General features: G+C 64.3%; 24 protein-coding genes. 5 read left to right on the top strand and 19 right to left on the bottom strand.

Annotated elements, in window-relative coordinates; all coding sequences use genetic code 11:
- Positions 1-60: 60 nt before the first annotated feature.
- The 3 genes from purB to ON39_RS03345 all read right to left on the bottom strand — a co-directional run bounded on the left by purB (position 61) and on the right by ON39_RS03345 (position 3,502).
- Positions 61-1,482: an adenylosuccinate lyase gene (gene purB, locus ON39_RS03355; protein ID WP_040730714.1), complete on the bottom strand. Its 1,422-nt coding sequence runs from the start codon at positions 1,480-1,482 to the stop codon at positions 61-63.
- A gap of 83 nt (positions 1,483-1,565) precedes the next feature.
- Positions 1,566-2,210, bottom strand: coding sequence for a TetR/AcrR family transcriptional regulator (locus tag ON39_RS03350; protein ID WP_040730712.1), 645 nt, complete (start codon positions 2,208-2,210; stop codon positions 1,566-1,568).
- A gap of 125 nt (positions 2,211-2,335) precedes the next feature.
- Entirely contained in the window at positions 2,336-3,502 is a 1,167-nt protein-coding gene (locus ON39_RS03345) for a pyridoxal phosphate-dependent aminotransferase (RefSeq protein WP_040730709.1), read from the bottom strand.
- A 135-nt stretch (positions 3,503-3,637) separates the two neighbouring features.
- On the opposite strand from ON39_RS03345, the gene ON39_RS03340 reads away from it, so the two are divergent.
- On the top strand, positions 3,638-4,624 hold the full coding sequence (locus ON39_RS03340) for a M23 family metallopeptidase (RefSeq protein WP_040730820.1): 987 nt from the start codon (positions 3,638-3,640) through the stop codon (positions 4,622-4,624).
- Between the two features lie 34 nt (positions 4,625-4,658).
- On the opposite strand, the gene purD is transcribed toward ON39_RS03340, so the two are convergent.
- Positions 4,659-5,999 carry a phosphoribosylamine--glycine ligase gene (purD, locus tag ON39_RS03335; RefSeq protein WP_246002859.1) on the bottom strand — a complete coding sequence of 447 codons (1,341 nt, stop codon included), beginning with the start codon at positions 5,997-5,999 and terminating at the stop codon, positions 4,659-4,661.
- Positions 6,000-6,160: 161 nt separating this feature from the next.
- Here purD and ON39_RS03330 point away from each other — a divergent pair, with 161 nt between their 5' ends.
- On the top strand, positions 6,161-6,538 hold the full coding sequence (locus tag ON39_RS03330) for a PH domain-containing protein (RefSeq protein ID WP_040730814.1): 378 nt from the start codon (positions 6,161-6,163) through the stop codon (positions 6,536-6,538).
- Between the two features lie 21 nt (positions 6,539-6,559).
- Here ON39_RS03330 and ON39_RS03325 read toward each other — a convergent pair whose 3' ends face one another.
- Positions 6,560-7,618: an alpha/beta fold hydrolase gene (locus ON39_RS03325; protein ID WP_040730706.1), complete on the bottom strand. Its 1,059-nt coding sequence runs from the start codon at positions 7,616-7,618 to the stop codon at positions 6,560-6,562.
- A 130-nt stretch (positions 7,619-7,748) separates the two neighbouring features.
- On the opposite strand from ON39_RS03325, the gene ON39_RS03320 reads away from it, so the two are divergent.
- Positions 7,749-8,174: an HIT family protein gene (locus tag ON39_RS03320; RefSeq protein ID WP_040730703.1), complete on the top strand. Its 426-nt coding sequence runs from the start codon at positions 7,749-7,751 to the stop codon at positions 8,172-8,174.
- A gap of 68 nt (positions 8,175-8,242) precedes the next feature.
- On the opposite strand, the gene ON39_RS03315 is transcribed toward ON39_RS03320, so the two are convergent.
- From ON39_RS03315 to ON39_RS51360, 13 genes are all read right to left on the bottom strand, one after another.
- Positions 8,243-8,482 carry a hypothetical protein gene (locus ON39_RS03315; RefSeq protein WP_040730700.1) on the bottom strand — a complete coding sequence of 80 codons (240 nt, stop codon included), beginning with the start codon at positions 8,480-8,482 and terminating at the stop codon, positions 8,243-8,245.
- A gap of 138 nt (positions 8,483-8,620) precedes the next feature.
- Complete coding sequence (locus ON39_RS03310; protein ID WP_040730697.1) at positions 8,621-8,872, bottom strand: hypothetical protein; 252 nt, start codon at positions 8,870-8,872, stop codon at positions 8,621-8,623.
- A 97-nt stretch (positions 8,873-8,969) separates the two neighbouring features.
- Positions 8,970-9,107, bottom strand: a complete 138-nt coding sequence (locus ON39_RS48395) for a hypothetical protein (RefSeq protein WP_157195400.1) — start codon at positions 9,105-9,107, stop codon at positions 8,970-8,972.
- Positions 9,073-9,903: a hypothetical protein gene (locus tag ON39_RS45585; protein ID WP_051186253.1), complete on the bottom strand. Its 831-nt coding sequence runs from the start codon at positions 9,901-9,903 to the stop codon at positions 9,073-9,075. The genes ON39_RS48395 and ON39_RS45585 overlap by 35 nt, the downstream gene beginning before the upstream one ends.
- Positions 9,900-10,202 (bottom strand): WXG100 family type VII secretion target, encoded by a 303-nt coding sequence (locus ON39_RS03300; protein ID WP_040730694.1) that lies wholly within the window; start codon positions 10,200-10,202, stop codon positions 9,900-9,902. Before ON39_RS03300 ends, ON39_RS45585 begins: the two co-directional genes overlap by 4 nt.
- Positions 10,203-10,223: 21 nt before the next feature.
- Complete coding sequence (locus ON39_RS03295; protein ID WP_157195399.1) at positions 10,224-10,547, bottom strand: WXG100 family type VII secretion target; 324 nt, start codon at positions 10,545-10,547, stop codon at positions 10,224-10,226.
- Between the two features lie 498 nt (positions 10,548-11,045).
- Positions 11,046-12,302, bottom strand: coding sequence for a DUF6615 family protein (locus ON39_RS48390; RefSeq protein WP_146251082.1), 1,257 nt, complete (start codon positions 12,300-12,302; stop codon positions 11,046-11,048).
- 137 nt (positions 12,303-12,439) lie between these two features.
- Complete coding sequence (locus ON39_RS46700) at positions 12,440-14,563, bottom strand: S8 family peptidase (RefSeq protein ID WP_157195398.1); 2,124 nt, start codon at positions 14,561-14,563, stop codon at positions 12,440-12,442.
- Between the two features lie 135 nt (positions 14,564-14,698).
- Positions 14,699-15,841 (bottom strand): AAA family ATPase, encoded by a 1,143-nt coding sequence (locus ON39_RS46915; protein ID WP_083894213.1) that lies wholly within the window; start codon positions 15,839-15,841, stop codon positions 14,699-14,701.
- Between the two features lie 885 nt (positions 15,842-16,726).
- Entirely contained in the window at positions 16,727-17,104 is a 378-nt protein-coding gene (locus tag ON39_RS03285; RefSeq protein WP_040730687.1) for a hypothetical protein, read from the bottom strand.
- Complete coding sequence (locus ON39_RS03280; RefSeq protein ID WP_040730684.1) at positions 17,101-17,373, bottom strand: hypothetical protein; 273 nt, start codon at positions 17,371-17,373, stop codon at positions 17,101-17,103. Before ON39_RS03280 ends, ON39_RS03285 begins: the two co-directional genes overlap by 4 nt.
- A 940-nt stretch (positions 17,374-18,313) precedes the next feature.
- Complete coding sequence (locus ON39_RS03275) at positions 18,314-18,625, bottom strand: hypothetical protein (RefSeq protein ID WP_040730681.1); 312 nt, start codon at positions 18,623-18,625, stop codon at positions 18,314-18,316.
- A complete protein-coding gene (locus tag ON39_RS51360; protein ID WP_051186250.1) occupies positions 18,622-19,092 on the bottom strand; it encodes a helix-turn-helix domain-containing protein in 471 nt (156 codons plus the stop codon). Before ON39_RS51360 ends, ON39_RS03275 begins: the two co-directional genes overlap by 4 nt.
- A gap of 426 nt (positions 19,093-19,518) precedes the next feature.
- Here ON39_RS51360 and ON39_RS48385 point away from each other — a divergent pair, with 426 nt between their 5' ends.
- Positions 19,519-20,082: a hypothetical protein gene (locus tag ON39_RS48385; protein ID WP_146251083.1), complete on the top strand. Its 564-nt coding sequence runs from the start codon at positions 19,519-19,521 to the stop codon at positions 20,080-20,082.
- 69 nt (positions 20,083-20,151) lie between these two features.
- Complete coding sequence (locus ON39_RS51355) at positions 20,152-20,538, top strand: integrase core domain-containing protein (RefSeq protein ID WP_083894212.1); 387 nt, start codon at positions 20,152-20,154, stop codon at positions 20,536-20,538.
- Here the strand turns inward: ON39_RS51355 and ON39_RS03260 are convergent.
- Positions 20,504-20,704 (bottom strand): hypothetical protein, encoded by a 201-nt coding sequence (locus ON39_RS03260; RefSeq protein WP_146251084.1) that lies wholly within the window; start codon positions 20,702-20,704, stop codon positions 20,504-20,506. The two genes, ON39_RS51355 and ON39_RS03260, sit on opposite strands and share 35 nt — an antisense overlap.
- Between the last annotated feature and the right edge of the window lie 174 nt (positions 20,705-20,878).

Here is a 20,878-nt window from a genome sequence, read left to right as displayed (position 1 = left end):
GGACGATACCGCTGGGCTATGACACCTGCTGTGCACTTCGCGGCGAGATCGCCGCAGCCCCTACAGGATTGGTGACGGGGTGTAGTTGGCGGCGGTGGGGTTCTGGTCCACCAGTTTCTGGACGGCGGCTACGACATCGGAGACCTGGGCTTCGGCCGCGCCGACGAAGGCGGACTTGTCGGCGAGGGCGGCGTCGAGGGCCGGACGGTCGAGCGGAAGGCGGGGGTCGGCGGCGAGCCGGTCGAGCAGGTCGGGTTCGCGGCCCTGTTCGCGCATCGCGAGGGCGACGGCGACGGCGTGTTCCTTGATGACCTCGTGGGCGGTCTCGCGGCCGACGCCGGCGCGGACGGCGGCCATGAGAATGCGGGTGGTGGCGAGGAACGGCAGGTAACGGTCCAGTTCGCGGGCGATGACGGCGGGGTAGGCGCCGAACTCCGCGAGCACGGTGAGGAAGGTCTCCATCATGCCGTCGATGGCGAAGAACGCGTCGGGCAGCGCGACCCGGCGGACCACCGAGCAGAACACGTCGCCCTCGTTCCACTGCGCGCCGGCCAGTTCGGCGGCCATCGAGGCGTAGCCGCGCAGCACCACCTGCAGGCCGTTGACCCGCTCGCAGGAGCGGGTGTTCATCTTGTGCGGCATGGCCGAGCTGCCCACCTGACCGGGCTGGAAGCCCTCGGTGACCAGCTCGTTTCCGGCCATCAGCCGGATGGTGTGGGCGAATGACGACGGACCGGCGCCCACCTGGACCAGCGCGGAGAGCACGTCGTGATCGAGCGAGCGCGGATAGACCTGGCCGACGCTGGTGAGCACGGTCGCGAAGCCCAGATGCCGGGCGACCTGCTGCTCCAGTTTCGACAGCTTGGCCGGGTCGCCGCCGAGCAGGTCGAGCATGTCCTGCGCGGTACCCATCGGGCCCTTGATGCCGCGCAGCGGGTAACGGTCGATCAGCTCACGCAGCCGGGTCAGCGCGATCAACAACTCGTCGGCGGCCGAGGCGAACCGCTTGCCGAGGGTGGTGGCCTGCGCGGCCACATTGTGCGAGCGTCCCGCCATCACCAGCGTCTGGTACTCGGCGGCCCGCTCGGTGAGCCGGGCCGCGATCGCGACGCCGTGCGCGTGCACGTGCTCGAGGGAGAGCCGGATCTGCAGCTGCTCAACGTTTTCGGTGAGGTCGCGGCTGGTCATGCCCTTGTGCACGTGCTCGTGCCCGGCCAGCGCGTTGAACTCCTCGATGCGCGCCTTGACGTCGTGCCGGGTGACCCGCTCGCGCTCGGCGATCGAGGCCAGGTCGACCTGGTCGATCACCCGCTCGTAGTCGGCGAGCACACCGTCGGGCAGATCGATGCCGAGCTCCGACTGGGCCCGCAGCACCTCCAGCCAGAGTCGCCGCTCGAGCACGATCTTGTGCTCGGGCGACCACAGCCGAACCAGTTCAGGACTGGCATACCGAGTGGCGAGAACATTCGGGACAAGGGTCACGACTCCACCTCGCTGACGCTCGGCTCCGTCGTGCCCCTGGGCACTGTGTCTATGGTTCCCTCGCTGCGCTCGCTCACGTCTCGTCAGTCTAGTGCGCGAAACCGATCCACCTGCTGGGGCGTCGGCGGTGCGACGATGTCGATGACCTCGAGCAGCGCGCCGCGGGCCATGCGGCGCGGCTCCGGCTCCATCTCGGTGAGGGCCGCGACGACCGCGCCGTCGACCACCGCGACCAGCCTGCGCAGTTGTTCCGGGCGGACCAGGCGGTCGGAGCGGCGCAGCACGTCGGCGAGCAACTCGTCGAGCTGAGCTCGCAGGCGTAACTGCACTTCCCGGAGCTCGGGGTGCCGCGCGGACGCCACCGATCGCTCGTAGCGGGCGATCAACTGCCCGCGCGCGCCGTCGTCGTGCCAGTGCCCGTCGGTCCCGACCAGCAGATCGAGGACCAGATCGACGGTCGCCTCCGCGCCGCGGCGGCGGTGACTCACCTCGCCGACCCGGCGGCGCATCGCGTCGAGCTCCACATTGCCGCTGAATTCGACCGCGCGCGCGATCAGGTCCTCCAGCGATTCGAAGTAGTAGGTGGTCGACGCCAGCGGAAGGTCCGCGCGGGTCGCGACCGACCGGTGCCGCACCGCCTCGAACCCGCCTTCGAGCAACAACTCGGCGGCGGCGGCTACCAAAGCCTGGCGACGCCGTTCGCCTTTCGGGGTCGTCGCGGTGATCACCGTGCCATCGTGCCAGTCGTCATCAGTTCTTCCAGGGGAAATCAGCGAGGAAAAGCAACCATCGATGTTTTACCGTATCCGCGCGGCCACGGTGCCGAACTGCGGAAAGTTGTTGTCGTACACGACTATCGAATACCGAGATAGTGCCCTAGACGAACCAGCGCCTCCTCGATGTCCGCGGTGGCGCCCGCGAACGAGAAGCGAACTGTCCGGTTCCCGTGCACGGTGTCGAAGTCGATGCCGGGAGCGAGCGCGACGCCGGTGTGGTCGAGCACCTCGGCGCACCACTTACGTGCGTCGTCGGTGAGGTGGCCGATGTCGGCGTAGGCATAGAACGCCCCGTCCGCGGGGGCCAGGTCGGTGATGCCGAGACGCGGCAGTCCGTCGAGCAGCAAACGCCGATTCGTCGCGTAACGACGCACGTGGCCGTCGAGCTCGGCCTTGGCCTCGGCGCCGAACGCGTGCAGCGCGGCGTACTGCGAGATCGCGGGCGGGCACACGGTGAGGTTGGAGGCCAGCCGCTGCAGCGCGGGCCGCAATCCGCTCGGCGCCAGCATCCAGCCGAGCCGCCAGCCGGTCATCGAGAAGTACTTGGACACCGAGCCGATGACGACCGATTCGCGGGAGGTCTCCCAGGCCGAGGAGGTTCCAGTGTCCGAGCTGCCGTAGGTGATGCCGTGGTAGATCTCGTCGGAGATGAGCAGCGTGCCGTGGGCGTCGCACCAGCGGGCCAGCGCGGCGAGTTCGGCCGGGGCGATCATGGTGCCGGTCGGGTTGGCCGGGCTCGCGACCACCAGCCCCGCGGGCGGTTGCGGCAGCGCCTCCAGCATGGCGACCGTCGGCTGGAATCTCGTCTCCGCGCCGCAATCCAGCTCCACCACGCGACAGCCGAGCGCGGTGAGCGTGTTTCGGTAGGCGGGGTAGCCGGGGCGCGCGACCACCACGGTGTCGCCGGGGTCGAAGGCGGCCAGGAAGATCAGCGAGAACGCGCCGGACGAACCGGTCGTGATCACCACGTCGTCCGGGTCGACGGCGTAGCCGTAGGTCTCGGTGTGGTGCCGGGCGATCGCCTCGCGCAGCGGCAGGATGCCGAAAGTCTCTGTGTAGCCGAGCAATTCGGCCTCGATCGCCGCCATGGTCGCGCGCAGCACCGGCGCGGGCGCCGGCGTCGACGGCTGTCCCGCGGCGAGCACGAGCACGTCGCCGTGCGTCCGCGCCCGTTGCGCGGCAGCTTTCCAGACGTCCATCACGTAGAAAGGTGGAATGGTCGACCGGCGAGATTCTCTGGACACCCGTCAGACGGTAGACGGTGTCGCGCGGCGACATCTCGCGGACGGTCGGCTTTCGTCTCGCCCGGCAGACTTCGCCTCGACGCACCGTGCGCACCTGCCGTGCGCGCCCCTCCCGCCGGGGTTATGGTCGGCTTGATGCTCGAGAATGCTCGACGAGCCGGACTCGACCGGGTGCGCGGAGTGGGTGGCATCGGGGTCATTCCGCCGGACTGGCGTGCCCGGCTGCGGGACCGACCGGCACGCGGCCTGCGGGCCTCGCTCGATCGGCGCGGCGTCCAGGACCTGCTGCGACGACGCCCCGATCCGCGGGAACTGTGGCAGCGGCGCTCCGAGCTGCGCGCCAAGTGGGACAAGCGCCCCGACCGCGACGAATTGCTCGCGCTGCTGCGCAAGCATCGGGTGCTGCTCGCCGGCCTGGCCGTGACCGCCGTCTTCGCCGCGGGCGACGCCTCCATCGCGGGCGCGATCAGCGACCGGACCCCGGACCCGGACCACGCGCAACGCGTCGCGGTCGCCTATCCATTGCAGGTGCAGTCGACCCCGCCGTCGGTGCGCCGCTACCTGAACGCCATCGCCAACGGTGAACGCCTGCGCGAAGAGGCCGTGGTCGCCGCGGCCGCACGCGCCACGCTCGAGCGCGCCAAGGCGGAGGCCGCCGCCGCGGCCGCCGGGGAGTGGCAGCCGTGGATGGGCGGCACGGCGACGACCACGCCCGGCACGGTCCTACCCGGCATCGGCGAGTTCGTCATGCCCGCCCGCGGCACCTTCACCTCCGGATTCGGTTCGCGCTGGGGCACTTTCCACAACGGCATCGACATCGCGGGCCCGATCGGCACCCCGATCTACGCCGTCGCCAACGGCACCGTCATCGACGCGGGCCCCGCCGAGGGCTTCGGGCTCTGGGTGCGCATCCGCCACGACGACGGCAGCATCACCGTGTACGGCCACATGTACGACTTCTTCGTCTCCCGCGGCGAACGCGTGCCGGCCGGTATGCAGATCGCCCGCATGGGCAACCGCGGCGACTCCACCGGGCCGCACCTGCACTTCGAGGTGATCGTCAACGGTCAGCACATCGACCCTCAGCAGTGGCTGGCTTTACACGGCCTGAACTTCGGCTGACGGTCGAGAAGCTCAGCCCAGCACGGTGAGTGACTCAGCTCCTCGTGTCACCGTCGGCCGTCGACGAGACCGCCACGGCCTCCGCGTCGCGTTCCTGACGAGCCGGGATCTCGATGCGGTTTTCAACGGCGGCGAGCCCGATATCGGTGCGGTAGTGGCTGCCCGGCAGCTTGATCGAGGCGATGCGCTCGTAGGCGTTCGTCCGGGCCTCGGCGAGATCGGCGCCGACACCGACCACATTGAGCACCCGCCCGCCCGCGGACACCAGGGTGCCGTCCTCGCGCAGCGCGGTTCCGGCGTGCAGCACCGCGGCGGACTCGTCGCCCGAGCCCTCGCCCGCACCGGTGATGACGTCGCCGATGCGCGGGCGGCCGGGGTAGTTCTCGGCGGCGATCACCACGGTGATGGCCGAGCCGTCGCGCCAGCGCGGCGGGGCGACCTCGGCGAGCGTGCCGGTGGCCGTGGCGTTGAGCAGTTCGCCGAGCGGGCTCTCCAGCAGGGCGAGCACGGCCTGGGTCTCGGGATCGCCGAAGCGGCAGTTGAATTCGACGACCGCCGGGCCCTCGGAGCCCATCGCGAGCCCGGCGTAGAGCAGGCCGGAGAATCCGCTGTCGCGGCGAACCAGTTCGGCCGCAACGGGTTTCACCACATCGTCGACGATCGCGGTGACCGCGTCCTCAGGCAGCCACGGCAGCGGCGTGTAGGCGCCCATGCCGCCGGTGTTCGGGCCGGTGTCCCCGTCGCCCACCCGCTTGTGATCCTGCGCGGGCAGCAGCGGCACCACCGTCTCGCCGTCGACGAGGCAGAACAGCGAGACCTCCGGCCCGTCCAGGAATGACTCCAGCAGTACCGGATGCCCCTGCTCCAGCAGTTCGGCGCCGTGGTCGCGGGCCGCGGAACGGTCGGCGGTGACCACCACGCCCTTGCCCGCGGCGAGTCCGTCGTCCTTCACCACCCAGGTCGGCCCGAAGCGGTCCAGCTCGGCGTCGAGGTCGGCCGGGTTGTCCACGATCTCGCTGTGCGCGGTACGCACCCCGGCGGCCGCCATCACGTCCTTGGCGAAGGCCTTCGAACCCTCGATCCGCGCGGCCGCGGCGGACGGTCCGAAGCAGGCGAATCCCGCCGCCCGCACCGCGTCGGCCACGCCGAGCACCAGCGGCACCTCGGGCCCGATCACCACGAGATCGGCCGCCGTGTCGGTGGCCAGCGCGACCACCGCCTCCGCCGAGCACGGATCGACCGGCCTGGTCTGCGCGTGCTGCGCGATGCCCGCGTTGCCGGGAGCGGCGACGACCGCGCTCACCGCGGGGTCGCGGCGCAGCGCCGAGACGAGGGCATGTTCACGGGCTCCGGAACCGATGACGAGTACGCGCACGGCAGACAGCTTAGGTGAAGCCCCATCGACGACCTGCGGTCACTCGTGAACAGCAGACGACCATCGAATATCGGTCTCGCGACATGGATGATGGAAAGGGATGGTCCTGGCATTCCGCGACCGGGCCACGCCACCCACACCGCGCGAAGGATGTGCACACGATGGGTTTGATCGACGGACTGATGGGCAACGCCGGGCGGATCGATCCCGGCCGGGCACAACAGGAATACGCGAAACTCATGGGCGAGGGTGAACAGATCTACGCCGCGTACCTGCTGGTGCGCGACGCCATCCTGTTCACCAACCGGCGCCTGATCCTGGTCGACAAACAGGGCATGACCGGCCGCAAGGTCAGCTATCACAGCGTGCCCTACCGGGCGATCACCCACTTCTCGGTGGAGACCGCGGGCACCTTCGACCTGGATGCCGAGCTCTGCATCTGGATCTCCGGAAACCCCGAGCCGCTGCAGAAGCGGTTCAACCGCCAGGTCGACATCTACGAGGTCCAGGGCATCCTGTCGCATTTCGCGGCGGTGTGACCGCGAAAGCGCCTGCGTCGCTTACCCCTTCCGCGCCGCGACGACCACCGGGCGCACCTTGGTGAGCAGCAGCTCGAGGAACTGCTCCGGCTGCCAGAACGACGCGAAATGCGTCGCGTCGGTGATCAGCGCGAACTCCTTGTGCGGCGCCTGGACGTCGTCGAAGTAGCGACGGGCGCGCGGGGCGGGCGTCAGGCTGTCGTGCTCGCCTTGAAAGATGAAGAACGGCAAGTCGAATCGTGTTCCGTCACGCCACGCGTCGAAATGCACGGACTCGACCCCGACGCGCTCGGAGAACTTCATGCCGTCCGCGCCCGCCTTCAGATCACGCAGCCGGTGCCGCGGGGAGAACCACATCGCGGGCAAGATCAATTTCTTGAACATGGTGGCGACGAACGGATCGGCACTCGCCGTCAGCTTGGCGTTCAGTCCCCAGTCCGCGGCCGTCCAGGTTGTCGGATCCGCGCCCATCCGCTCGAGTTTCGCCGCGGCGGAGCCCTTGCCGCTCGAACGCAGCCTGCGCACCGTCTCATGGAACGCGATGTCGTCGGGCTCACCGCCGCAGACGTTCTGGTCGGTGCCCACATAGGCCGAGTACAGCTCGGGGTGCTCGCGCGCCAGGCGCAGGCCGAAGACCGAGCCGAACGAGTTGCCCAGGAGGATCACCTCATTCGTGCGCAGCCGCTCCCGCACATAGCCGGTGACCTCCACCGCGTCGGCGAGCAACTGATCGAAGCAGACCGTGCCCTGCTCGCCGCGGCCGAAAGTCTTTCCCGCGCCGCGCATATCCCAGCGCACGACGGTGAAGTGACGCTCCCACGCCCTGGTTCGATGCGCGAAATAGGTGTTCGTCGCGCCCGGGCCGCCGTGCAGGTCGAGCAGGACCGGGTTGGCCGTGTCCTCGCCGCGGATCTCGATCCACTGCTCGATGCCGCCGATTCGCACGAAGCCGGACTCGTCGATGCCGTTCGGGGTGTCGATCCGCAGTTCGGCCGCGGCTTTGCGGCGCCGTAGTTGGCGATGCCCGAACAAAGCCGCCGGTGCGGCGGAGACGGCGGTGGCGAGGGCGAGCGCGATCATGCTGAGATCCTAATTGTGTCTGCTGGAAACTAATATGCGTACGATAGACACAGTTTCGGGTTCCCGCAACACCTCGCCGAGCATCGACACCGACCGGCCGCCGGAGCCCTCGGCGCGTAGCCTGCGAAACATGGCTTCCGTCTTCAGCAAGATCATCGCCGGTGAGATCCCAGGTCGATTCGTTTGGGAGGACGACGAATTCGTCGGTTTCCTCACCATCGCACCGGTCACCCCCGGGCACACCCTCGTCGTGCCCCGCAAGGAGATCGATCAGTGGCAGGACGTCGACCCCGACACCTTCGCCCGCCTCACCGGCACCGCCCAGAAGATCGGCCGAGCAGTGCGCGCGGCTTGGGACGCTCCCCGCGCCGGCCTCCTCATCGCCGGCCTAGAAGTCCCCCACCTGCACGTCCACGTCTTCCCCGCCTTCACCATGGGCGACTTCGACATCTCCGGCGCCGACCCCAACCCGAGTGCCGAGTCGTTGGACGAGGCCCAAGCCAAAATCAAGCAGGCCCTCCGCGACCTCGGCCACGGAGCCAACGTCCCGGACTGAGCCGTCAAGGGTGGTCACGCGGGGACGCGCAGAGCAACGTCCTGCGTCCCCGCGTGCATACCGTTCTCTTAGGACGGGTTGCGATCCTTGCGTGAGCCATCCGGATTCCGCGGCACATCGTCATTGTTGAAATCGTCGTCCCCGAATCGACTCGACAGATGCAGTCGTTTCTCCGGCGGACCCGCGGCACGCTTCGCATTGAACTCATCGAACATCGCGTCGACAGCGTCCTTCTCCTCTTGACTGAGCGGCGCAAAACCCTCTTCCTCAGGTGTCGAAACCCGCCGCCCCTTGTAGTACTCGGCCATTACCCACCCGACGCGGTCGAGCCGAGCGCGACGCTGTCAAGGGCGACAACGTACGGCGCGTCGGTCTTCTCGGCCTCGCGTAGCTCGTCGGTGGTGGTCACGCGGGGACTCCTCGCCGTTTCTGCGTGCACACCGTTACTAGTCACCCTCCTGGGTCGGGTTGCGATCCTTACGTGAGCCGTCCGGGTTACGCGGCACATCCTCGTCGTTGAAGTCGTCGTCACCGAATCGGCTGGACAGGTGAATGCGCTTCTCGGGCGGGACCGCATTCCGGCGCGCATTGAATTCGGCAACCGTTGCCAACGTTTCCGCGATCTCTTCCTCAGTCAGCGGCGGTAAACCATCTTCTTCGCGAGTCGAGATGCGTCTTCCTTTGTAGTACTCGGCCATTACCCACCCGACGCGGTCGAGCCGAGCGCGACGCTGTCAAGGGCCACAACGTACGGTGCGTCGCCGCCGGCTTCGGGGCATAGCTCCTCGGTGATGGTCACGCGTCGGCCGCCCCCTTCCCGTCCTCCACCAGATTCCCGTGCTGGTCGAACCATTGCCCCTTGCGGTAGGTCCAGCCCTCCCACTCGGTACCGTCCAGGTCATCGGAGAATCGTCCGCCGAACCCCGCTGGCATGACCCCCTCCGGGGGCGGTGCGGCCGCGCGAATGTCGGCGTCGAATTGGGCCAGAATCGCCCTGTTGCGAGCGACCTCCTCCGGGGTCGGCATTTTCATTCCGGCCGCTTCGGCCTCTTCGCGGGTATAAAAAATCTTCCCGCCTACTTCTCTCGGCATTATGCCCTCCCTTGCATTTCCCAGCTCTCAGCGCGCGCAGATCCTCGTCGATGTACTCGGCCTCGGGGGCGATCACGTCTTGGAACGCGACGGCGGCGGCCTCGAGAATCGCGGGGAATCCGGCCGCGCCCGCGGAGTTCTTCGCCGCGTCCCAGGCCAGGCCGGCATTGCTGATCATCGTCGCATTGCCGTCGGGAACGGTGAGGCCGATCTTCTCGACCAGGCCGAGTCCTTCGTCCACCAAACCTTGGCCGGGGCCGCCGGCCGAGGGCAGCGGCACCCGGCACACCAATACCGGGTACATGGGGTTCGGTGGTTTCACCGGAGCGGGCCCGGCGTCGATGGTGGCGGCGTGCTCGCTCAGGGCCCGCTGATAGCCCATCTCGTTGAGCACGATCGCGTAGGTGTGCGCGGCGGTCGCTACCTTCTCCACCATTTTGAGGATCTCGGCGGCGCGCCGGTCGTAGGTTTTGGCCCATTCGATGGCGTCGGTGTAGCTGCCCGCCATGTGGTTGGCTTTCGCCAGCTCGGGCCAGCGCGCGTCGACATCGGCCCACCAGGCCTGCGCACCAGCCGCAAGCTTGGCCGCGGTGTCGTAGTAGACGTTGGTGTCGACGTCGAGAACCGTGCCGGTCACTGCCCGCTCCGGCCGAGCATCGAAAGATTCGCGGCGGTGCCTGCGTCGTAGGACGAAAGCGCCGCGGCCGCTGCTGTTTTCACCTTCGCCAGTTCGCCGTGGATCATCGCCGCGGCCGTGATCCATTGAGCGTGAGTGGCGGCGTGCGCATCGGCCGCCGCGCCGGACCAGTCGCGCTGCACGACCGCGATGCGTTCTTCCAACTCACGTAGCAACTCCTCGACAAACCCGTTCAGACTTTCGAGCTGAGCCGTGACGGTGTCCAGGTGTGCCAGGTCGACACGGTATTGATCAGTCATCCCTGTTGTCCCCCAGTGCTTTCAGGGAAGGTCGAGCGAGCTGACGGTCGTCGCTGTGGTCGTATCGGTGGCTTGATTGCGATCGACCACGACGCCGAGGAGATCGGCCATGTCGGCGAGCGCTTCGAACACCGCGAGCGCCGCACGATGGGTTTCGTCCCACGCGCCGGCATAGGCGGTGGCCGCGGTGCCGTGCCGGCTCGACATGAGACCATCGACCTCAACCGAGCCGCGGCGCAGGCCATCTATCAGGGCTTGCGCTGTCTGCTGCACATAGCGACCCGCGTCGGTCACCGAGTCGGGGACCAAAGCGAAGGTGGGATATGCTGCGGGCGTGCCGGTCACCGGACGGCTCGCTGCAATGGGGGCGGCGAGTAATTCATGGTCGCTACTGTTCCAGGTGAAGGCGAGTTCGCGCTAGGCGGCCGAGACCAGAGGAGCCGGTGGACTGCACAGGGCGGTGGGGCAACGCGACGGGCCAGCGAAAGGTGTTCGTCACGGCCTCGATGCATGGTGCCGACAACTAGCAGATCCCCTGTCGAGGTTGAACAGACGACCTTCGCTTACTAGGTCAAACCGTCCGAACACTGTGCTGATCACGAAATCGGCAGCAGCGTGCCGCCGAGCACAGACCGGAGACTTTTAGGGGTGCTCATCCTGCCTTGTCAGAGCCACGTGCCACACGTGCGCTCCGACGTCACTACCCGGACCAGTCCGGTGTCACCACTTTTAACGAGGGCAACGAATTTTCGCAGTTTCGCACCCGACTACACCTACCAGGCCGCACCTCCACCCGACCTCCACCCGGAAACTTCCTACAGCGATAAACACACCCGTTTCGCCCTACGGATAGCCAACAACGTTTCGCGCACGAGGTTTTCGTTGCGTTAAGTATGTTTCAGTCCGCTGCCGGACCTGCTTATAAATACCGTTGTCAGGGTCCAGGGCCTCAAGTTCGAAAGATACCTTATGATTATAATTATGATGCACAACAAGTGAATCCGGTTTCACCCGGTACAACGCGCGGATCTCCCCCTGTGCCGAAGCGACCAGATATCGCACAGTCTGCGCTCGATGTAGATCCAGCTTCCAGTACATCCGAGCGGAGTCGCTCAGACATTTCGGATCAATTTGCGGGTACCAGCCGTGACCGGTGCGCTCGCTTCCGATCTCAGGTATCCATTCGCCGAGGTACACCCACAGGATTTCACCATGCTCGACCCGTCGGCTACCGCCACGCGTGACACGTCGAACCATCTTTTTGGCAGGCGGTTTGGACGCCTTGGTAAGGATCTGTACAGCGGGCGCCTCCGGGAGAGGACGACCCGCGTCGACGGGTTGATAATCCGGGTTGTCGTCGCGAATGAAGCGCAAGAGACGATCAAAAGCGTTCAACGAAGCGGCGGTCTTGGCACACCCATCGATGCACATAAGTGTTCGCCCCTGTTCGAACAGCTCTGTAGCCGACACCGCAGTGGCCTTGTCCACGTCGAAGACATGAGTCAGCACCTGTGCGGGCACGAGGATCATCGACGTGTCCGGAGGGCTCCTGTGTACACGACATCGCGTATTCTGTCCGTCATGTGCTGATTGGGATTCGGCATAGAACAGGTAGTAGGGGGCGCCGCCGTAATGCCCGGCCGCCTCGAGCAAGTCGACTCGTTGACGTGCAGGAACTGCGCCGCTTTTGATTGGTTGACCGCAGCGTGCACGCTTAGCCTGTATAAGCATCCGAATCTCACACTCCGCAGCCTCGTCTTGCAAGCTATAGACGAAGTCAGCGCCGACACCCCGGCGCCCGAGAGCTTGATTACCACCCTCCTGAGGCCTGGTCAGAAGCCTGATGCCGCCTGTGGAATCCGACATCGTGGCGCTGTCCCAGATGCGGCACCGATGAGAGCCCTCGTGCTCGCACTCCGGGCAACGCGCATCTATCCGGTAGTTCACGCCCGTTAGATGGCCAAGCAGAATCTCGGTGAGAGTCTCTTCCTGCCATGGAAACTTGCGGGCACCAAGGTTCTGTAGCCGATACACGCTCTGGCAGGTCAGTCGATGCGCGGCGATCGGGTCGACGAAGATGGAGGTCGGGAATTCTGCCATACAATGACCGCCTAGGTGTAAGCATCGCAACGATGCGCTGCATATATCGCGAGATCGGAACGAGAAGTATTCGCTGCCAGTCGACTACGCCACTGCGATGTTCGCTAGGCCGCCGTCAGAACCACGTAGCAGCTGCGTCAAACATCCAATGAGATGTTGACCGCCGGAGTCAACGCCTCGAGTTGCGTTGCGTAGGCGCCGAGAATCTGCTCGTAAAGGTCGCTGACCTTCGTGTGAGTAACTGTAATCACCATGGAGTACCGGATGGGCAGTGCCGTCCCGGTTGCATGACCAGACTGCCTAGCGTTGTAGTGGATATCGAAAACCGGGTTTTGCAGGCTTGTTACACGTTTGCTGACTTTATTGTGCATGACTGTATCCCACTTGTGGGCGTCACGGCGCAGCACAGCCTCGGTCTCGTAGCCGCCACCTCGGAAAAATTGTGCAGGATCGGCGTGAATTTGGTTGGCGTTCTTATATCTTCCCGAGTGGGGGCGAAACGTCACGTCGAGGCCGCTCCGAGTGTAGTTACCAGGATCTGCAGGATCGACCGCAGTCGCATAGACCAAGGTGGCTTTGATCTGAACACTGCCAGCAGGCAGATTGGAGGGCAATGGAATCTGGGCACGAAGATACTTCGCGGGAGTGAGCACGCCTTGATAGAGCACTCGCGCTTCACCATTTCCGCAGATCACCATGTCTGCGAGTCGCGAAGCGATTCTGCCGTGGCCGATGTCCGTTGCAGGAGAACTGCCATGCCCTTCAGCCGTGTGGACGAGCAACGCTTTCAGATCCAATGGCCCCAATTTGTCTCCGAAGAGCGTCCGCGCGCCTAACGCAGCTCGAAGCGCGGCTGGTGCGGCAAAGCTTGTACCTTTAAGCGGTTCGGCGATCCCGGCGGAATCGACCACGATGAATGGCTCCGTTTCAGAACCGCCGAAAGCCAGTACGTCCGGCTTGACTACGCCTGGTGAGCGGCCTGGGCCGATCGCAGAATAGTTTGCTCGGTTCCATTTCGTCCCGGTGCGGTCGCAGGCACCGACTCCGACAGCATTAACGCTATCTGCGGGCACCTGGATACGAGCATTTCCTGACGGCCGATCAAGGTGTCCGTTGTTACCGGTGGCGATGGTGGCCAATGTGTTTCCGTCGCTCAAATGGTCGTCCCAGAACGCCGTCCACGCATGTATCTCATCGTCTTCTATCGGCAGATCGGGTCCAATGCTGACGTTCACGAACTCGTACTTGCGTTGCCCAAGGATGGATCGAATTCGTTCGATTACTGTATAGAGTTCAAGTGGATCGGATTCGCTGTCTTGGTCGAGAACCTGATAGTGGTCGACGTAGCTATAGGGCACTGGTGCCGCCTGAGCACTGTCGATAGAACCGAACAGCAGGGCGGACGTCACCTGATGGCCATGGTCGACATCCTCGGAATCCGGTGGCCCACTATCAGGGAATGTGTGGTTGACGACCCAGCGCGCGAGTGGCGAACCTATCGGAATACCACCGTCGAACACTGCTACGTGCAGGTCACTGTTTACCGGCTCGGTGTCAGGTAGGACTGGAGAGAAGGCTTGGGCGGACACCCCCCGGAGCGGCTCGCTGTCCAGCTGCGCCCGCATTCTCGGCATCCACCGGATCGCGCGGGTGAACGAGAACCCTCCCAAAGCCCCAATCGCTTCCTTTGTGCCTTTAACTGGCACAAACGCCATACCACCGCTTTGAATGCGCCGCTCCAGCTCAACGACGAGATCGAGGCTGCGAGCATAGGCGATCAACCCGTTGAAGATGAGGTCCGAGTCCTGGTGAAGAACAAGCTCTGCGACGGTCTCACCCTCCTCGGCAGCTGAGAGCCGACGCCGGTCGGCGGGCGTATTGAGGCGGAACTCTTCCAACTTGACGATATCGTATTCATTCGAAGTGAGTCGATCAGTCGAAGTCAGATGTTCGGCGAACTCACGCAGATTTCGCCGCGAAGTGGATAGAAACAACTGAGTGGTGGCACGAGGGTCTGTAGGAGTGAAACGCTCAATGTACTCGGCGCCCGCCTCATCTGTGCGCCGCCGGGCCTGCTGAGATGGAACAACCACCGACGGCCTACTTCCGACAGCTGTCATCTGCATTGTCGCGAGCAGCTGCGTCGGATGGCCGCTCTTAGAGAGATAGGCAGGGTGCAGCGTGGCGACAGCGACAGTCAGATCACCGGGGCATGCGAGGTCGGGTAGGTCGTCAGCGGCGTCACTCGTCCGGGCCATCATGCTGCCAATCCGCTGACGCGCCTGCTCGACGGTATATGGGGCGGGAGTGGAGCTCCCACTGGAGGCAGGAACGACGGGCTCTGTTAGACGCTCACCGAATCCGATCAGGAACCGCGGTCCAGGCATCCACTCCCCCTAACGACTTGTGGTTGATTTTTCCTGAGCAAAACCACGGATAGTGTCGCGCGACACTCCAGTCATCGAGCTTATTTGACGCTGCGACAAAGTACCGGCTTCTGCCAAGGTCGTCGCCACTTGTAACCGTTCGGCACGTGGCAGACCCTGTACAACTTGTCCCCAGTGCTTGAGCATCAAGTCTTCGAGCGGCACATTATCGAGCACCGAACGCCGTCGCAGTTGCATCGTTACTCGCTCGATATCATTGTAGGACTGCCCTTTTGACGCTGTCAGGGCTAGTTCGATGACCGAGACCGGTAAAGGCTCTGCAGCGAAGCGAAGTATAGCGTCGCGACGCTGGTCTGGGCCGGGCAGAGGGAAGCCGACACTGACATCGAACCGCCGCCACACCGCAGGATCGAGTAGTTCAGCATGATTTGTGGCACCGATCACTAGCCCTGCTCCGGCCGGCCAATCGTCGATCTGCTGAAGCAGTACAGTGACCAAGCGTTTCAGCTCACCAACATCTCGATCGTCGTCACGTCGCTTAGCGATTGCATCAAGTTCGTCGAGCAGTAGCACACAGGGTCGCTGTTTCGCATAGTCGATGGCGTGCCGCAAGTTCGTCCCAGTCTTACCGAGCAGGCTGCTCATCACGGTGGCGAGATCCAAAATAACCAGCGGCAACGACAATCTGGCCGCAATCCAAGTGGCTGCCATAGTTTTGCCGACACCAGGTGGACCGACAAACAGCACTGTGCGTGCTGGCGACAAATCTGCTGCGGCGAGGCGTTCCGAGGCACCGCGCTCGTCAACGATCTGCTGCAGTGATCTCATCACCTCCTCGGCAAGGATCGGCTGCTCAGCGTCGGCTCCTTGATGAACGATAGTAAGTAGCGGCAGACGACTGTCTCCATCGACCGGCACCGGCGAGCTGCTCTCGCCACGCAACGGCGACGCGCGTGTAGGACTCTGCCGAAGCACACCGATGAGCGCCTCGGACATGTCTGGCATAGCCTGACGGTTCCGCCTGGCGACCCGGCGGACGAACATTGCAACATCCTGCTCGCGACCAGCCATTGCCAGTCGTGTCAGGTGGACGAAATCATCGGAAAGCCGACCGCTCTCGTCCGCCGATGCGGTTTCTATAGGGTTTGACATGCACCTATTCCGATCGATGAACTGGACAACTTACCGTCTAGTACTATGCTACGTCGCCCACAACCCAGCCACTAGATCAGCGGCAGAATTGGCCCCACCTGGTCATGGACACAATCTGCACAGTCCTACCGACAGCCCAACCGCGCTGATCGTAGAGGGCTGAACCTTTCCGGCCCAGGAGTCTCACCAACGGCTTGAGCACACCGAGTGAACCTGAAAGCATTGGGGACTGTTAACTATTCGACTCGGGGCCGATTGCGGATGGGTGCGCACAGCAACGAGCGACCAGAACAAGGTTCCACACTGCGTCTAACGATCAGTCCAAACCCGCTATGAGATAAGCGACCCGACCGCTGGGGTGCCGACTCCGACGGTTGATGGCAGAACACCCATGGCCCATAACTTGAGCCGGAGCCGAACAGCAGCCATCGTGCCGCGCAACCCCTCGGTACCGGCGGGAATGTAACACCTGTATGTTGTCCATACCGGTTTGACGGACCAACCGGGGGTACGGTTCCTTCGGCGATCTGGTTGTCCTACTGATCGCCTCTACTGCGCGCGAGCGCAGCTCCTGGTGCACAACGAGCAACTCATGACCGGTACGCCGCTGAGCCGAACTCGGCACGGATCGCTTCTAGCTCGCCGACGACGTTGAGTCGAGCGTCTCGCGACCTCCTGGTCAAGCCTGTTGAGCAGTGTGCCACCTGATCCAAAATGTGTGAGCACGTCTGTCGGACGTGCTCACACGTTTGAGCCCCCTGTCAGGATTGAACTGACGACCTTTCGCTTACAAGGTCAATCGGCGCAAGCGCTGTGCTGATCAGGAAGCTAGCAGCGTGCCGCGGAGCGTCAAAACGAAAGTTTAGTGCTGTTCATCATGCCTGGTCAGAGCACTTCTAGGTCGATCGGAACGTTGATCGAGCCGTATACCGCAGGATCGTCGGTCAGCACCGGATATCCGGTTACCTGAGCTTCCCAGACGACGTGCGCGACATCCGGCGCGATCGGTGCGCCCGCAGTCAGAGCGACCGCCGCAACGCCGGGCACGATTGCCTGACTGAATGGAATGACCGTGTAGCCGGACGCGTCGAAGTCCGCCGCGTTAGCCCCAGCCAGTACCGCGACGTAAAGGCTGGTCGCCGGAATGACCAATGGGCGCTGCTCCCGCACGCTGAACTGGACCACGGTCTGGGCGAAGATGCTGCGGCGCAAGGCGGTCAGGGCGGACGCGTCGAGGATGGTTCCGGCCGAGGTGGGCCTCACGCGGCGCCGTGGGCGCGGTGCGCGCGATCGGCACGATCGAACAGCGCCCGGGTGCGTGCCTCAGCGTCGGCCAGTTCCGCTGCGGTTGGTTCACCGTGCTCGCCGCGCCACCGAGCGATAATCTCATCCACCGTCGCGCGCGCCTCACCAGAGCCTGCCACCGCAGCGATGTACGCGCTGACCGAGCGGGCTTGGCCTGCTTTCACCGCGTTTTCCGCCCGGACCACCAGCTCTTCCGGCAGGGTCAAACTGACCTTCCGCGTGCTCATACCGCGATCCTACCTTTATCCCACCGTCGATGCGCTGCTCTATTGCGTACTGCATCAATCCGCGTTGGCGGGTCGCGCGAGCGGGTACCCGCAAATCACTGTCCTATCGGGGGTGCGGACTAGACTCTGAGCCAGTCGGTCAGTGTTTGGTCGGAGTGATCCGATTGGCCGATCTCCTTGTGTCGTACCCACGATGTGAGCGCGATGGATGAGGCTCCTCCGCAGTGTGCGGGGTGGCCTCACCCCGTCGCACTCCCGCGGCGGGTTCCTACGAGGAGAGGAAGGCCGAGTGCCAGAGATGGCTCAGCCGGAATCGAACACACCACCACCACCGCCATGCCGCCGAAGACACCTGCGGCGGATATCGGACTCACTTCTGTGGGTTCGGACTGTGGTGAACGTCTGTGTGGTGCTGAGCGGAAACGATACCGCCAGCTCTGCGATCAGGACGATCACCGAGCTGGCGGCGCGCCTGCTAGCTGCGATCACGGGCCGGCAAACCTGACGGATCGCTGCTGCTAGTGGTGAACGGCCCCCGGACGGCTTATTGAGCCTCCGGGGGTTCCGTTCTCTTGACGAGTATCCTTTTCGGAATGAAACATTCCGGCCGGAATGTAGTATACAAACTACACTATAGTATACAAACTACACTACACGTCACTTGACATGGTACAGCGCGGGATTGAGATCACCTGGACCGACCGGGGAGACGACCCGAACAGCCGACAGTGCGCCGTGCACGGCACCCTTCACACACTGGCGACAGGTCCAACGTTTCAAGGCGGCCCTGCCTTCGCGAATGGGGGCCTATGTCCGTTCCTACCACTCCGAGACAGGCACACCGTCCCATGCTGTGGACTTCCTCAACCGCTGCTCCAACCACGATCACCACATGCTGAGACCGAGCACAAGCCACCTCACGGAGGAACAGGAGCGACGCTTACGCCAACCCTCGCGGAGGTAATGAGTCGATGTAACGACGAAGGCTGTCCCCGTCGATAATGAGCTTTTTCCCTTCCTGGCGGACGGCGAGCCGGTCATCGCGGATCAGCTCCATCAGTTTCCATTTCGCCAGACCTGTTGCGGCCATAGCGGTTTTGGTGTTGTAGCTGTACGGCCGGGTGTCGACGCTCATCTCGGCGAGTGTCTCACGGATCAGTTGCTTCAAAACCTGTGTGTCCGCCCCACCCGGCATGGCAACGTCCCGAATGAGTTGTTTCAAAGCAGCGATGTCGATCAATTGCTCGCTCACGATCGTCCTCTCTGCAATCGACGCCGGCTGAGTGGGGAGAGCCCCAAAGGGTCAGGCATCGGCGTGAAAGCAGGCACCACCATCGAGTCGATGGCGGCCTGGATGTCCTCCCGCGCTAGCCGCCACGATCGGCCGGCTTTACGGCCAGGTAGCTTCCTCCCCCGCAGCTGCTTCAGATACCAGTCCGCAGTCACTTGGAGCAGCTGCGCCGCCTCCGCGACTGTGTACAACCGGGGTTCGACTGCGTCCACTTCGAACGTCTTCTCGCAAGGCGCTTCGGTAGCGACGACAGCTTCCTGCTGAGGCACTGACGAATCCAGGTGCGCCCGCCGTTCTTCTTCTGTGTGAAGTGACGCAAACACCGACCGAATGAGTCTCTTCTGCCTCGGACCCAACGGCGGTGCCGTTTCAAGCCGACCGGCGATCCACTCCTTCTTATTTGCCGTGTAGCGCTCCTCCGCGTTCATTCCGCTCCCGTCCCGACGACGTCTTCCGAACCCAACAGTTCATCGAAGGCTGACATACCTCGACCGGATGCGTAGGCGGATTGCTGGTCTACCCTCCGCTGGTTCTACGGTGTGGACCCGTCTGTGGTCAAAGGTGCCTCCCGACATCACTCACCCGCCCGGCCTGCGATGTCGAAGTCCACTGCGCCTGCATCTGCAACGCCACCCGACCAAACGCATGCGTAAGCCAAACGCACGATGAGCCTGGAACCTTGATGTCGACAGTTTCGCGACCGCTGGCAGACTTCGCGTCGCACGTCGCGACCTCAACCCCGGACGATGCCACCGCTCCCGGCGGTTCCGTTGGCACGGCACTCAACTCCCGAGCCCGGTCCTGAACTGATGTAAACCGCTACCGCCGTCTGCGAACGGTTTTACGGTGAGCGCATGGCAACAGTCGGTGACTGGCTTGAGTTGATTGGCACACTCACTACGGTCTATGGGCTTTGGTTCGCGTGGAACAGGAACTCCAACAGGCGCTTACGCCGGTGGATCTCCCGCCGGGCGGACTGGCTCGCCAACAAGGTTCGCCATTACAGCGCGAGGCTGTTCCCATGTCTCCGACGCGATGCTGCGGTCACCGTACGGGCCGCAGAAGCTATCGCCACCGCCCATGCCGCGACAGTAGATGTACGGTCCGGAATCGATCCGAGTCGGCCACTGCAAATTCAGATCCAAATGATGTCGACCCAGCTCGTGGCCCTCAGTAGAGACCTCCAAGCGTTTCGCCAACGAGTCGACGACTCGCAGCGCAACGTCCGGGAACTGGCGCAGTCGGCCGACGCTGCCGCGCGTGAGGCCGCTCACTCGGCGGTCTCTTCCCTACGCGACCGCAGTCGTGTAGAGGCGTTCACTGATCTGAGCATCGCGCTCGTCGGCATTCTGGTTACCGCGGCTGGCATCACGGTCGGCATGATTGCCGACGGCCGATTCTCTTGGCTCCCCTTGTAGTTCGCTTCACGACCCGCTGTACTCACCGACAACGGCGCCTGCTACCGGTCCCGCCGCTGCGCTAATGCCTTGGAGGAGACCGGGACCACGCACAAGCGCCCCCGGCCCTACACGCTCCGGACCAACGGGAAGGCGGAGCGTTTCAATGGCACGCTGGCCCAGAAATGGGCCTACGTCCGCGAATACGACTCCGAGCAGGCACGACGAGCCGCATTGGTCGACTTCCTCAACACCTACAACCACGACCGGCCGCACGCCGGCATCGGCCATCGATCACCCAGCAGCCGCGTTCCGCAACGCAACTACCGGCTCACCGGCCCCTGCCCAGCGAGCCCAACCACTCGCGACCTTCCGGTCATCGGCCCCGAACAGCTGATCCTTGGATCGAAACCCGTGCAACCAATCTCCCGAGACAGCACACCTAGCCCTCGGGAGATATCAGGCCGCGGCGCCTAGCCTCGCCCTTATATTTCTCGGCAGAGTCGCGACACTGCGCGGCAGCGTCCTCCTCGCCCTGACCGTCGTAATCCGCAGCTTTGCTGTCGAAGTAGGAGATGTGGCGGAGGACGTCGTCGTCGTCCTTGCCCTCCAGGCTTCCCATGGAAGGTGTCCAATCCGTCATGGCCGAATTCTCCCCAGTGCTCGCTGGTCTGCGGCGATCTCTGGATGCTGCGGCGATTCATGTCAGTCGGACGATACGGTTCAACTACGGCCTTCGACCGTCGGCGCCGAGCATGCTTCTTGATGGCCTTGCTGCCTTTCTCGGTGCCTGGCCTTGGTCGCAGCTGCCCTCCCT

Source organism: Nocardia tenerifensis NBRC 101015 (assembly GCF_000308715.1).
GTDB lineage: Bacteria > Actinomycetota > Actinomycetes > Mycobacteriales > Mycobacteriaceae > Nocardia > Nocardia tenerifensis.
Note: the sequence above shows the minus strand (reverse complement) of the source record. Positions and strands in the feature narration are given on the sequence as shown.